Origin of the sequence: Labedella phragmitis (assembly GCF_004078635.1) — a bacterium.
Classification (GTDB): domain Bacteria; phylum Actinomycetota; class Actinomycetes; order Actinomycetales; family Microbacteriaceae; genus Labedella; species Labedella phragmitis.
The window spans coordinates 143,926-157,115 of sequence record NZ_RZNB01000002.1 but is presented as its reverse complement, the minus strand read 5'-3'; the positions used below and the strand labels follow the sequence as shown (position 1 = coordinate 157,115).

The window sequence follows — 13,190 nt, the reverse complement described above, 5'->3', positions numbered from 1 at the left end:
CGCCGAAACCCGTGCCGCTCGGCGTCCTTGCGGTACGCGGCGTCTCCTGGCAAGCCCTGATCGCCCCAGCCGGACGTCGGCTGGGATGGAGGGAACGACACCACGACCAGAAGGACATCCGTGAGCACCACCTCGACCATCGCCGACGCCCGCCGCACCGCCCGTGACGCGTTCGGATGGGACACCCTCCTCCCCGGCCAGGCCGAGGCCATCGCCTCCGTCGTCGCGGGCCGTGACACCCTCGTGGTCTTCCCGACGGGCGCCGGGAAGTCGGCCGTGTACCAGATCGCGGGTCTCGAGCTCGGGGGCGTGACCGTCGTCATCTCCCCGTTGCTCGCACTCCAGCGCGATCAGATCGCCTCGATCGACGCCGCCCCCGATGCGCCCGCCGCGGTCGCCGTCAACTCGCGCACGTCGGCGCGGGCACTCTCGGCCGCCTGGGCGGCCGTCGAGAGCGGCGAGCCCGTGTACCTCTTCCTCGCGCCGGAGCAGCTCGCTCGCGACGAGGTGCTCGATCGGCTCGTCGCGGCGGACGTACGGCTCGTCGTGGTCGACGAGGCACACTGCGTCTCCGCGTGGGGCCACGATTTCCGCCCGGACTACGTCCGAATCGGGGAGGCCGTCGAGGCCCTCGGTCATCCACCCGTGCTCGCCCTCACGGCGACGGCGTCGACGCCGGTGCGGACGGAGATCGTGGAGCGGCTCGGCATGCGCGACGCCCACATCGACGTGCGTGGGATCGACCGTCCGGAGATCCGTCTGACGGTCCGGCGCCACGAGGACGACGCGGAGAAGCGACGCGCCGTCCTCGACGAGGTCGCGACGGAGGGGGGTCCGACGCTCCTGTACGTCGCGACCAGGAAGGACACGGAGCGGTACGCCGACGAGCTCGCGCAACGCGGACGGCGTACGGCGGCGTATCACGGCGCGATGGCGTCTCGCCGCCGGGACGAGGTGCACGCGGCATGGACCGCGAGCGAGCTCGACGTCGTCGTCGCGACCTCGGCGTTCGGCATGGGCATCGACAAGCCCGACGTGCGACTCGTCGCTCACGCCGATGTCACCGAGTCCCTCGACGCGTACGTCCAGGAGATCGGGCGAGCCGCTCGAGATGGGGAACCCGCGCGAGCGGTCCTGCACTACCGACCGGAGGACTTCTCGGTACGGTCGTTCTTCGCCGGAGGCCGCACGCGAAAGGACGACGTCGGTGCGGTGTGGGAGGCGCTCGCCGAGGCGGACGGGCCCGTTCGCGCGACCGCGGTCGCGGACACCGCTGGGCTCTCGTCGCGTGTCGCGGCGCGGATCCTCAACGGTATCGTGACGGCCGGCGCCGCGACGGCGGAGCCACGGGGCTTCCTGCCCGTGAAGCCTCGACGCGTGGAGGATGTCGTCGAGGCGGTCCGCGAGGGCGAGGAAGCGCAGCGCCGCATCCGCGAGTCCCGCATCGCGATCATGCGTGGGTACGCCGAGACGACGGGCTGCCGACGGCGGGCGCTCCTCGAGTACTTCGGCGTCGAGGCGCCAGATCGGTGCGAGAACTGCGATCGCTGCGACGCCCTGGCCGACCGGGACGAGGACTCGACGACTCGCTTCGTGGCGGCGGGTGCGCGGGCCGGTGACGACGAGGTCCACGTGGACGACGCCGTCGAGCATCGGGAATGGGGGCACGGCACCGTCGTGAGTGTCGAGGACGACCGCATGACGGTCTTCTTCGACGAGCAGGGCTACAAGGTGGTCGCTCGCGAGGCACTCGAACGCGGCATCGTCGACGTCGAGGACTCCGCTCGCGCGTGAGGGTGCGGCGGCGCGCAGGGTCCCGTTTTCGAGGTGGTCGCCACCCTTCGACAGGCTCAGGGAACGAGGTCTCCCAGCCCGATGGACCAGGAGGGGTCAGCGGGCCTTTCGCGTGCGGCGGTCGTTCTCCTTCTGGATGGCCTCGACGAGTTCGTCCTTCTTCATCGACGATCGGCCCGAGATGTCGAGCTTCTTCGCGATGTCCATGAGGTGCTCCTTCGTGGAATTCGCGTCGACACCACCGGCGGTCTTCCCGGACGACCCGACGGAGCCCTCGGCCTTCTCATCGGACGGGCCGTTCTCGGCCTTCCGCTCCCAGTGGTCCCCGACCTTCTCGTACTCGTGCTTGAGCGCCGCGAAAGCGGTGCGGTGGGCGCGCTCACCCTCCCCGTAGCTCTCGACGGCCGAGTCGTGGGTCTTGGACCACAGCGCTTGCGCGTGCTTGTCGGATCGCTCGATGGTCGACGGCAGTTCTTCCCTAGCGGGCATCGTCGTCCTCCTGTTCGTCGGTGATGACGCCGGTCGGTTCGGAGTCCTCGACGAGGTGCGTCGAACCGAACTCGGCGGCGAGCGCCGACCCCGCCTCGAGCGCCTCGTCCCTGCTCGAGTAGCTCGCCGAACGCTCGGGCTCGCCCTCGACGCTGTTCTCCCACTGCCCACGGTTGTCGCGAGTCGTCACGTCTCCGTGCGCCATGGTCGTCTCCGTTTCCGTGCCGGATCGTCGTATCTGGAGCCTCCAGTCTCCAGCGCGTGCGCTCAGCCGGCCAGGCGGTTGTCCCCCGTCCGCTGCAGTGAAAGAATCCGCCGCTCGTCAACCCGCGAGGGACTCCGCCCGCCGCCTGGCCTGCTCGTCCGGATCCGGCACGGGAGCGGCGGCGAGGAGGCGACGCGTGTACGCGTGCTCGGGCGCGGTGAGGACTCGACGCCGCTCACCCTCCTCGACGATGGACCCCCGGTGGAGGACGACGACCCGATCGCACAACGCGTCGACGACGGCGAGGTCGTGGCTGATGAAGAGGCACGCAAACCGGAACCGCTCCTGAAGACGACGGAGGAGATCGAGGACGGTCGCCTGGACGGAGACGTCGAGGGCCGAGGTCGGTTCGTCCGCGATGAGCAGGAGCGGGTCGAGTGCCACGGCGCGCGCGATCGCGACGCGCTGGCGCTGCCCGCCCGAGAGCTCGTGCGGGTATCGGCCCGCCCACGAGGACGGCAGTTCGACGGCTTCGAGGAGTTCGGAGACGCGAGCCGTGAGGGCGGCGCCGCGAACTCCCTCGTGCACGCGCAGCGGCTCGCCGATGGACTGGCCGACGGTCCGTCGCGGATCGAGCGCCGCCGTCGGGTTCTGGAACACCACACCGATCCGCTTCTTGACCTCCCGCACGTCTCCGCGCGACGCCGTGCGGAGCTCGACGCCGTCGACGACGATCCGTCCGGCGGCAACGGGGGCGAGTCCGAGCACGCTCTTGCCGATCGTCGACTTGCCGGAGCCGGACTCGCCGACGAGGGCGACCATCTCGCCGGCACGGATGTCGAGCGAGACGCCGTCGACGGCACGGATGTGGCGACCGCGTCGGTTGTGATACTCCACGGCGAGGCCCTCGATCTCGAGGACGGGCCGTTCCGCTCCGTCGGCGTTGGAGGACCTCGCGCCCGCGCCGATACGCGGAACGGCCGCGAGCAGGGTCCGCGTGTACTCGGCGGTGGGTGATGCGAAGAGCGAGCGGACGTCGGCCGTCTCCTCGATCCGCCCCCGCCGCATCACGATGACGCGGTCGGCGAGGTCGGCGACGACGCCCATGTCGTGGGTGATGAGCAGGATCGCCGCGGACGTGCGCTCACGCATGCGCCGGAGCACGTCGAGGATCTCGCGCTGGACGGTGACGTCGAGCGCCGTCGTCGGCTCGTCCGCGATGAGGACCTCGGGGTCGCACGCGAGCGCCATCGCGATCATGACGCGCTGCGCCTGGCCGCCGGACAGCTGGTGCGGGTACGAATCGAGTCGCTCCTCGGGTTGCGGCAGCTCGACCATCGCGAGGAGCTCGATCGCCCGCGCCCGGCGATCGTCGCGGGACTGCTTCGGATCATGACGGCGCAGCATCTCCTGGATCTGGTAGCCGATCGTGAACACCGGGTCGAGGGCGTTCGACGGGTCCTGGAAGATCATCGCGACGCGATCGCCGCGCACCGAGGCGAACGTCCGCTCGCTCGCGCCCACGACGTCCGTCCCGTCGACGAGGATGCGTCCCGTCACGGTTGCGTTCCGCGGGAGCAGCCCGAGCACGGCGAGCGACGTGACGCTCTTGCCGGAACCCGATTCGCCGACGATCGCGAGCACCTCACCGGCGTGGAGGTCGAAGTCGACGGCGTGCACGGCCGTGACCTCCTCGCCGCCGACGGAGAAGGTCACGGCGAGGTCGCGTACGGAGAGGACCGGTGTCGTCATCGTGTCTCGTCCTTCGGGGGTTCGTCGTCCGGGGCGTCGCGAAAGGCCTCCCAATCCGCGAGCATCTTGCGGTGGTAGCCCTCGAGCCAGGTCATGTAGCGCTCGGCGTTGCGGAGTCGCGTACGCGGGCCGGCGGCGTCGACGAGCGACATCCCGCCGAGCACGGTCGCCTTCATCCGCCGCAGGTACTCGCGCTCGCCGCTCAGGAAGTTGCCCCACACGTCGTCCTCGACGCGGAAGTAGTGGCTGCGGTCGCCCGGCACGCTATGGCGTTTGATGAAGCCGACGGAGACGAGCGATCGTGTGGCCGTCGACACGGCGCCCGTGCTCGCGCGGAGGAGTTCGGCGATCCGGGCGGACGAGAGGTAGGGCTCGTCGACGATGATGAGGAGCGCGAGGACGCGGCCGTCCATGCGCGAGTTGTTCGTGGACACCCACGAGGTGGCGAAGTCCTCGACGAACGACCACGTCGCCTCGTCGAGTTCCGTGAGCCGGGCGTCGTCGTCGTTCTGCGCTGTCGTCATAGGGACATCCTGGCAAGCGTGTCGACGGGGCGCCCGGAGGCGAGGGCACGTCGGTACGTGTCGATCGGCCACATCGTCATGCCGCCCATCGTCACGGCGGTGATCGCGCCGTCGTCGGACCGCTCGATGAGGACGCGTTCCCCCGTCGCCCCGAACCCGGGCACGCTCTCCGTCCGCAGCTCGTCGTCCCCGACGACCTCGAGGAACTGGTACGCGCCGATCGGTTCGGGCGCCCGCGGTCCGACGCTCGCGAGCCGCCCGCCGAGGTCGACGATGTCGGTGACGCCCCACATGTTGGCGAAGCGGCCCGTGAAGCGCGAGAGGTCGGTGTCGACGGCGGTGTCGTCCTCCTCGATGGCGCGCGCGGCGTCGAGGGCGAGGTCGATGAGCTGCACGAGCCCGGTCACGAGGGCGTCGGCGGGACCGTCGACGGCGTTCGTGAGCACCGAGACGACGAGCCGGTCGGTCGGGTCGATCCATGTCCGCGTGATGTGGCCGGGGTAGCCGCCGCTGTGCCCGACGAGGTCGCGGTCACCGATGGTCCGGAGTTCGAAGCCGAGACCGTAGCGCCCGAGCTCGCGGCCGTGCGCCTCGACGCGGGACTCCTCGCGCTGGAGGAGGCGCTTGCTCGCGTCGCTCACGAGGGTGACGTCGCCGAACCAGTGCGCCGCGCCGTAGGTGGTGAGGTCGCGTGCCGTCGAGAACCACCCGGTCGCCGCGGCCATCGCTCGCGTGTCGACGTGCTCGATGCGGTGGCGGGAGTCGTCGCCCGCCGTGAGGCCGGTGTGACCGGCGGCGTACTCGTCGGCGCGCTCCGGGTCGTACTCGGGACCGGAGTCGGCGAGACCGAGCCGGGTGGCGATGCTCTCGGAGACGTGCTCGTTGTAGGAGCGACCCGTCGCGGCCTCGATGACGAGCCCGAGGAGCGAGAATCCGATGTTCGAGTACTTGAAGTTCTCGTTGGGCGCGAAGACGACGCCGTCCGAGCGGGCTCCCGCGATGAGGGCTTCGCGATCGAGGAACTCGCCGCCGCGCTGCCAGAAGTTGTTCTCGACGCCGTCGCGGATGACCCCGCCCTGGTGACCGAGGAGCTCGCGGACGGAGACTCCCGCGAGGCCCGTGCCCTCGAGCTCGGGGACCCACTGCTCGATCGGGTCGTCGAGCCGAACCGTGCCGGCCTCCACGAGCTGGAGGATCGCCGTCGCCGTCATCGTCTTCGAGTGCGACGCGATGCGGAAGAGGTGCCGCGTCGTGAGTTCCTCCCCGGTCTCGAGGTCGGCGCTGCCCCACGCCGTGTCGAGGACGACCTCGTCGTCGACACGGATCGCGGCCTGGAGCCCGGGGGTGCGGCGATAGGCGCCCTGGAAGGCGAGCCACTGCTCGAGGTACGGGGCGAGCGAGCGGAGGATGCTGGTGCGGTCGATCGTCATGACCGTCCTTTCGGATCGAGGGCGTCGCGGAGGATGTCCCCCAGCGTGATGAGGCTCAACACCGTGACGGTGAGGAAGATGCTCGGGAAGACGAGGAGGTGCGGCTCGCTCTGGAAGTAGGACTGCGCCGTCGACAGTTGCAGTCCCCACGAGATCGACGGGGCACGGAGGCCGACGCCGAGGAAGGTCAGCGTCGACTCGGCGACGATGACGGAGCCGACCATCGTCGTCGCGATCGCGAGGACCGGCCCGAGGGAGTTCGGGATCACGTGGCCGAGCAGGATGTGCCGGTCGCGGAGTCCCATCGCCGACGCCGCCTGCACGTACTCGGCCGAGCGGACCGTGCGCACGGAGCTCCGCACGAGGCGCGCGAGCGTCGGCCACGAGAAGAAGGCGATTACGAGTGAGACCGTGACGGGTGATCGCGCCCCGATGCTGTTGAGCACGACGATCGCACCGAGGAGGAAGGGGAAGCCGAGGAAGACGTCCGTGAGGCGCGCGACGATCCGGTCGGCGATTCCGCCGTAGTAGCCCGCGAGCGTCCCGAGGACCATGGCGATCGCGAGGCAGAGGACCGTCGTGAGCAGCCCGATGAAGAGCGACGTCTGCGTGCCGTAGACGACGTTCGCGAAGATGTCGCAGCCTTGCAGGTCGGTCCCGAAGACGTGGGCGCCGCCCGGTTCGAGCGCGCTGTCCGCGAGGTTGCACGCTCGAGGGTCCGGCTGGCCGAAGATCCCGGCGATCGGCCCGGGCAGGAGGGCGATGATCGCGAGGACGGCGAGCACACCGGAGCAGACCCAGAAGAGGGGTCGCGCGCGCAGCGTCGCCCAGACGCTGCGGTCGCCCGGTGCGACGAGGGGCGCCTGCTGCGGCGCGAGCTGTTCACTCATGGCGGATCCTCGGGTCGAGCAGCGAATTGACGAGGTCGACGAGCACGCTCGTCGCCAGGAAGATCAGGATGAGCGCCGTCGCGACGCCGACGACCGTCGGGCCCTCATGCGTCTTGATCGCATCGAACAGGAGCGCTCCGATCCCCGGGAGGTTGAAGATCGCCTCGATGACGACGGTACCGCCGAGCAGGTAGCCGAGGTCGATCGCGAGGAACGTGAGGACGGGGGCGACCGAGTTGCGCATGACGTGCACGCCGACGATGTTGCGGCGCGGCATGCCCTTCGCGGTGAGGGTCCGGACGAAGTCCGAGCGCATCGTGTCGACGACGCTGCCGCGCATGAGGCGCGTGACGCTCGCGAGGCCGAACAGGGCGATCACGATCGCGGGCAGGAGGTACGCTGACGGCCACCCGGCGCTCGTCCCCGCGATGGGGAACCAGCCGAGTTGCAGGCCGAAGACGAGCTGGGCGGTGACGCCGAGGACGAAGACGGGGATCGAGGTCGCGAGGATCGTGCCGACGAGCACGGTCCGGTCGAGGAGGCCGCCGTTGCGGAGTCCGGTCACGAGGCCGAGGAGGACGCCGATGACGACCTCGATGGCCCATGCCGTGAGCGCGAGGGTGATCGTGACCGGCCAGCGCGCCGCCATCCGGTCACCGACCGGACGACCGTCGAAGCCGGTCCCGAGGTCGCCCGCGAAGAGGCCGCCGACGTAGCGCAGGTACTGCAGCCACACGGGCTCGTCGAGGTGGTACTGCGCGCGCAGTTGCGCCTGCACGGCCTCGGGCAGCGGCCGATCGCGTCCGAGGGCAGCGATCGGGTCGCCGGGAAGCGTGAACACCATGACGTAGATGATGAAGGTGACGCCGACGAACACGATCGCGAGTTCGAGGACGCGACGGCCGACGAACCGGATCATGCGGCGTCCTCCCCGCCCCCGGCGAGCAGTCCCGCCATCGCCAGGGTCGAGGCGTACTGGACACCCACGAGCCGCTCGACCGGCAGCACGGCGATGCCCTCGACGGCGTCCGATTCGGCGATCCACTCGTCGTAGGTGGCACGCAGGGCGGCGTGGGCGCGCCGCACCTCGACGTGGGCGATTCCCGCGACGACCTCGGCCTCGAACGCCCGCACGAGCATGCCGCCGAACCGCAATCGGAAGCAGCGCACGAGGTCGGCGTTCGTGAAGACCTCGGCGACGGTCGCGGGCCGTCGGCTCTCGGGGACCTCGGCGCGTGCGGCCTCGGCGTCCCCGGCGACCGTCATCATGGGCACGAAAGCACGCGAGGCGCGGAGGAACGGCGACTCGATCGAGAGGTGCGGGGCGGCGTCCGCGAGGGCGCGTTCGAGGACCGCTCCGAGCTCACGGAGACCGGCGGCCTTCGCACGCAGGACGTCGTCGTAGGACGTCTCGGACGGGTCCGTGTCGAGCGCGTCGGGGTGGGTCCAGTACGGAAGCTCGGCGATGAGGGTGAGCGTGCCGAACTGCGCCGCGTAGTCGGCCGATCCTCCCCCGCCCACCTCGACGGTCGGATCGACGCCGAGCGACTCGAGGTGGTCGTAGTGCTCCGTCGCGAGTGGCGCCCGGAAGACGGCGGGGGCGATGGCGGTCAGGTCGGCGGACTCGGGTTCACCGGCGTCGAGCGGGAGCCCGAGCGCGTCGGGGATGGCGTGCAGCGCGTCGACGGCCCCCGCGAGTTCCCGGCTCACGTAGTAGTAGACGCCGCCGAGCTCCGCGTTGTGCAGGCCGACGAGGAGCGCCGGCGAGGTCTCGACCATGAGCCTCATGACCGCATCGGTCTCGGGCATCGGCCGATCGAAGTAGGCGTTCTTGTAGTTGATGGGGAACGACCATTCGACCTGCTCCCGCGGAGCGGGCCGGTAGAACTTCCGGGCGTAGTGAGAGCGATCCCCGGGGTTCGCGAACCAGCCCTCGTTGAGCCGGGCGCCGTCGGGGTCGATGCACGGGACGATGTGCCACGTCGTGTCGAAGCGGGCGAAGAACTCGGGCTCGGCGAGCAGGTGTTCGGCGAGCACCCGAGCCGTGTGGAAACCGATGGGTTCGTTCGGATGCACCCCGCCGACGACGAGCGCGTGACGGGACCCGGATCCGATGACGTATTCGTTGAGCGGTTCGCCGAGCCGAGAGGTGCCGATCCGCCGCTTGACGAGCCGGCCCTCGGAACCGGCCGCGAGGAGGTCGACGGCCGCGAGCAGCTCGTCGATCGGCGGGAATGTCGACAGCGGCTCGATGCGCGCGGCCCGCTCGAGGATCTCGGCGAGCGAGGGGACGGAGCCGGTGGCCGGAGGGGTGGCCGGCGGGGCCGACGGAGTGGAGGTCATGGCGTCCTCTGCGGATCGGGTGGGGCGGTGATGCGGTGATGCGGTGGTGCGGTGGTGCGGTGATGCGGTGGTGCGGTGGGGCGGTGATGCGGTGATGCGGTCCGGGTCCCGTCGTGCGGCGATACCGCACGACGGGACCCGTCGCGTCGTGATCAGTCCGCGAGCTCCACGTGGGTGAGACGCGGGTTGCCGACCGGCGAGGTCGCAAGGTCACTGATCGCATCCGACGTCACGTAGGAGTACGTCTCGAAGAACAGCGGCGGGGCCGGGAACTCCTCGAGGATGAGGTCTTGGACGTCGGCGTAGGCCGAGCCGTCGCCCGGGTCCGTCGCGTCGGCGGTGTCGATCGCGGCCTTGACCGACTCGTCGTACCAGGGGATGCAGTTCGCGCAGCCGCCGTTCTCGACGAAGAACGGACGCAGCGTCGCCTGCTGGCTCGGGTAGAGCGCTCCCCAGCGGGAGAAGAACGGCCCGTCGATGTCGCTCGCCGTGCGCTTGTCGGAGAACTCGGCCCAGTCGGCGCTCGGCACGGCCGTCGCGTCGACGCCGAGGTTCTGGCGCAGGTTGTTCGCGATGGCGTTGTAGAACTCGTCGAGTCCGCCGCCGCCCGGGAAGTAGATCTCCATGCTGCCCTCGAAACCGCCGGCCTCGTCGAGCAGGGCCTTCGCCGCCTCGGGGTCGTACTCGCAGAGTTCGCCGCAGATGCCCTCCGGTGTGCCCGGCTCGATCGCCGGGGTGAAGGCCGTCGCCGGGGTGTACGCGCCGCCGTAGATGACGTCGTTGATGGTTTCACGGTCGATCGCCATCGAGATCGCCTGGCGGACGCGGACGTCCTGGTAGCGCTCGTCCCACAGCGGGAGGCCGAGGTAGGAGATGCCAGGGGCCTCGAACGAGTAGAAGGCGTCGCCGAACTCCTCATCCGCTTGCGGCAGTCGGCTCGCGGGCACCGATGCGATGTCGAGGTTCCCGGCCTGCACGTCGGTGTAGGCGGTCGTGTCGTCGGTGTAGGGCACGAAGGTGATCTGATCCGTCGTGGGCTCGTCACCGGCGTAGTCCTCGAACGCCGTCACGACGAGCGGCTCGTTCTCGACGTAGTCGTCCTGGAGCTCGAACGGGCCGTTGCCGACGGGGTGAGTGTTGTAGGCGTCGAGGTCGTCGAAGGCCGATTCCGGCATCGGGTACATCGCCGTCTGCGCCTGGCTGACCTGGAGCGGGAACTGGCTGTCGGGTCCGATGAGCTCGACCGTGAAGGTCGAGTCGTCGACGACCGTGAGTCCCGACATCTCCGTCGCGGTGGGCTCGCCCTCCGCGGGGTTGAGATCCGTGTAGCCGACGATGTTCGCGACCTGACCCGAGTTCTCGAAGGCGTTCGGACCGTACGCGACCGTGTTCCACGAGTCGACGTAGCTCTGCGCGGTGACCGGGGTGCCGTCGTGGAATGTCCAGCCGTCCTTGAGAGTGATGGTCCAGGTGATGTTGTCCTCGGACTCGACGGACTCGGCCTGGACGTAGTTGAGCGTCCCGTCCGACTCGAGGAAGGTGAGCGGCGCCCACACCGCCATGTTGAAGTCGTAGGCGACGAGCTGGCGGCCCGGTGTCAGGGTGCCGGGGTCGGTGACGCCCATCGTGATGGCGCGGGTGCCGTCGTCGGCGGTGTCGGAACCGCCGGTCGCGCAGGCCGTGAGGGCCATGGCCGCGACCAGCAGGACGCCTGCTGTGGCGGTGCGCTGTTTCCTTCTCATCGTTTCTCCTCGTCGGGATGCAGAACGGGCCTCGGGGCCCGGTGGGTGCGTGGGTGCGAGTGGAGCGGGTACGTCGATCGGCGCCGTCGGTGCCACGGGATGTGCGGCTTCGGAGATGACGGCGAGGGAGATCGCGGCGGTGGGCCCAGCAAACCCGGTCGGCGGGGCGCGCGTCAATACATGAGCGTCAGAAGTTTCACAAAGTAATGAAAGCTAAACACGATCGAAACAATCGCTGCGCCGATCGAGGCAGTGTCTCCCGGCTCACCGACCCCGGGTGCCGGGACCACCCGTGACGGGCCGACGACCTCCGAGGTGATCCAGCCGCCGTAGAAGACACCGTCCTTCGCGCGCACGGGCTCGCCGCGCGGTGACCGCGGTGTAGTCCCACACCGGCTCCTGGCCGGGCGACGAGGCCAAGCGACTTCTCCCCAGTCCGACGACCCCGACCCCCGGAAAGGTCCTTCCCCCTCTCCCTGGCTGTGAATACACTGTGCGGCATGTACTTGCTGATCTCGGCCGTCGGATTCCTCGTCCTCCTCGGGGCGCTCATCGACATCATCACCCGGCCGGACGACCAGGTCCGCTACCTGCCCAAGCTCGTGTGGGTCTTCCTCGTGATCCTGCTCCCAGTCATCGGGAGCATCATCTGGTTCACCGTCGGGCGCGACTGGGGAGCGCAGCAGGAGAACGTGAGCTTCGGTGATCGACGCCGGTGGGATCGGTCGCCGACCGCGGCGGGGCCCCTGGCACCGCAGCGCATCCAGCGTCCGCTCTCCACCGAGGAGCAGCTCGCCGCCCTCGAGCGCGAGGCCGAGTTCTACGAGAAGCAAGCGCGCATCAAGCGGCTCGAGGCGGAGCTCGGCGACAAGCGCCCCGACTCCCCCTAACCAGAGGGCTACACCCGCACGAGGGCGCCATGTGCGTCTAGCGCCCTCGGTACCGACGTGGCGCCCTCGACGAACCATCCATCCCCGCTGCCCTCTCACCGGCCTCCCTGCTCCTCGACCGCGCGACCGAGGCCGAGGGCGGCTCGTCGGTCGCGAGAGCGCCCGCTATACGTGGCGCCCTCGTGCGGGTGTAGCTCTTTCGCTACTCGCGCGTCGGATACTCGACGAAGGCGAGCGCGTCCGAGTCGGGCGACCAGCTGTTGACGTTGAGCGTGCCCTGACCCCCGAAGACCGCGTAGCTCTGGATCGGTGTCGACCAGTCCTCCGTCGACACGACGTTCACGACGACCGGGACGTCGGCGGGATGACCGATGGTGCCGGCGGGGAACGAGACGTACGACGCGAACCGGCCGTCGGGCGAGAGGTGCGGGAACCAGTCGACCGTATCGCTCTCGACGAGGCGCTCGAGCCCCGAACCGTCGACGCGGATGCGCCCGAGCTGGGCGTGCCCCGGCTCGTCCGTGAAGGCGTCGGAGTTGAAGACGATCCACTCGCCGTCCGGCGTGAACTCCGGCCCGTCGAGGTGGCCGTCGCCCGCGTCGAGGTGACGGACCTCTCCCCCGGTCGCGGAGACGAGCCCGAGGCGGCCTTGCGGATCGCGGCCGTCATGCTCGCACGGGATCTCGACGAAGGCGAGGGTGCCACCGTCGGGACTCACCCCGTGCAGGTAGTGGCGCACGTTACGGTCGTCCGTGATGCGGCGGGCCGTCCCGCCCGAGAGCGGCGCGACGTAGAGGTGCCCGTCGTCCGACGTGACGAAGACGTCGTCGCCGTCCGGCGCGAGCACGTGATCGTTGTTGAGGCGGGAGACGCCGTCGATCCCGATCGGCGACAATCCGGCGCCGTGCGTCGGGGGGAGCGACCAGAGCCGGCCGCCGCCGTTGAGCACGAGCCTGCCGTCGTCCGACCAGTTCGGCGCCTCGAGGAGCAGGTCCGTGCTCTCGAGCACGACGAACGGCTCTCCCTCGAGCGGAGCGACCCACACCGTGCTCCACTGCCCGGGCGCGTGCCGGCGCCCTCCGGTCGACTCCGACTGCTGCGCTGCGTCCATACCCCGATGCTAGGCGGACG

The 13,190-nt window shown here is 70.0% G+C and carries 12 protein-coding genes; 2 read left to right on the top strand and 10 right to left on the bottom strand.

Going from position 1 to position 13,190, the window contains the following annotated elements; all coding sequences use genetic code 11:
• Positions 1–120: 120 nt before the first annotated feature.
• Positions 121–1,794: a RecQ family ATP-dependent DNA helicase gene (locus ELQ90_RS05460; protein WP_128494276.1), complete on the top strand. Its 1,674-nt coding sequence runs from the start codon at positions 121–123 to the stop codon at positions 1,792–1,794.
• Between the two features lie 96 nt (positions 1,795–1,890).
• On the opposite strand, the gene ELQ90_RS05455 is transcribed toward ELQ90_RS05460, so the two are convergent.
• The 9 genes from ELQ90_RS05455 to ELQ90_RS05415 form a co-directional block, all read right to left on the bottom strand.
• Positions 1,891–2,283, bottom strand: coding sequence for a ChaB family protein (locus tag ELQ90_RS05455; RefSeq protein ID WP_128494275.1), 393 nt, complete (start codon positions 2,281–2,283; stop codon positions 1,891–1,893).
• The gene (locus ELQ90_RS05450) at positions 2,273–2,488 is read right to left on the bottom strand and encodes a DUF2188 domain-containing protein (RefSeq protein ID WP_128494274.1); all 216 of its coding nucleotides are present in this window, start codon (positions 2,486–2,488) and stop codon (positions 2,273–2,275) included. Before ELQ90_RS05450 ends, ELQ90_RS05455 begins: the two co-directional genes overlap by 11 nt.
• A gap of 117 nt (positions 2,489–2,605) precedes the next feature.
• Positions 2,606–4,240, bottom strand: coding sequence for an ABC transporter ATP-binding protein (locus ELQ90_RS05445; RefSeq protein ID WP_128494273.1), 1,635 nt, complete (start codon positions 4,238–4,240; stop codon positions 2,606–2,608).
• Complete coding sequence (locus ELQ90_RS05440; protein ID WP_128494272.1) at positions 4,237–4,764, bottom strand: GbsR/MarR family transcriptional regulator; 528 nt, start codon at positions 4,762–4,764, stop codon at positions 4,237–4,239. Before ELQ90_RS05440 ends, ELQ90_RS05445 begins: the two co-directional genes overlap by 4 nt.
• Positions 4,761–6,194, bottom strand: a complete 1,434-nt coding sequence (locus ELQ90_RS05435; RefSeq protein ID WP_128494271.1) for a serine hydrolase domain-containing protein — start codon at positions 6,192–6,194, stop codon at positions 4,761–4,763. Before ELQ90_RS05435 ends, ELQ90_RS05440 begins: the two co-directional genes overlap by 4 nt.
• Positions 6,191–7,084, bottom strand: coding sequence for an ABC transporter permease (locus ELQ90_RS05430; RefSeq protein ID WP_128494270.1), 894 nt, complete (start codon positions 7,082–7,084; stop codon positions 6,191–6,193). Before ELQ90_RS05430 ends, ELQ90_RS05435 begins: the two co-directional genes overlap by 4 nt.
• Positions 7,077–8,003 carry an ABC transporter permease gene (locus tag ELQ90_RS05425; protein ID WP_128494269.1) on the bottom strand — a complete coding sequence of 309 codons (927 nt, stop codon included), beginning with the start codon at positions 8,001–8,003 and terminating at the stop codon, positions 7,077–7,079. Before ELQ90_RS05425 ends, ELQ90_RS05430 begins: the two co-directional genes overlap by 8 nt.
• Entirely contained in the window at positions 8,000–9,427 is a 1,428-nt protein-coding gene (locus ELQ90_RS05420; RefSeq protein WP_128494268.1) for a M14 family zinc carboxypeptidase, read from the bottom strand. Before ELQ90_RS05420 ends, ELQ90_RS05425 begins: the two co-directional genes overlap by 4 nt.
• Before the next feature lie 152 nt (positions 9,428–9,579).
• A complete protein-coding gene (locus ELQ90_RS05415) occupies positions 9,580–11,169 on the bottom strand; it encodes a peptide ABC transporter substrate-binding protein (RefSeq protein ID WP_128494267.1) in 1,590 nt (529 codons plus the stop codon).
• Between the two features lie 500 nt (positions 11,170–11,669).
• Between ELQ90_RS05415 and ELQ90_RS05410 the strand changes: the two genes are divergently transcribed.
• A complete protein-coding gene (locus ELQ90_RS05410; protein WP_128494266.1) occupies positions 11,670–12,059 on the top strand; it encodes a PLD nuclease N-terminal domain-containing protein in 390 nt (129 codons plus the stop codon).
• Between the two features lie 202 nt (positions 12,060–12,261).
• Here ELQ90_RS05410 and ELQ90_RS05405 read toward each other — a convergent pair whose 3' ends face one another.
• On the bottom strand, positions 12,262–13,170 hold the full coding sequence (locus ELQ90_RS05405; protein ID WP_128494265.1) for a TolB family protein: 909 nt from the start codon (positions 13,168–13,170) through the stop codon (positions 12,262–12,264).
• Positions 13,171–13,190 lie beyond the last annotated feature (20 nt).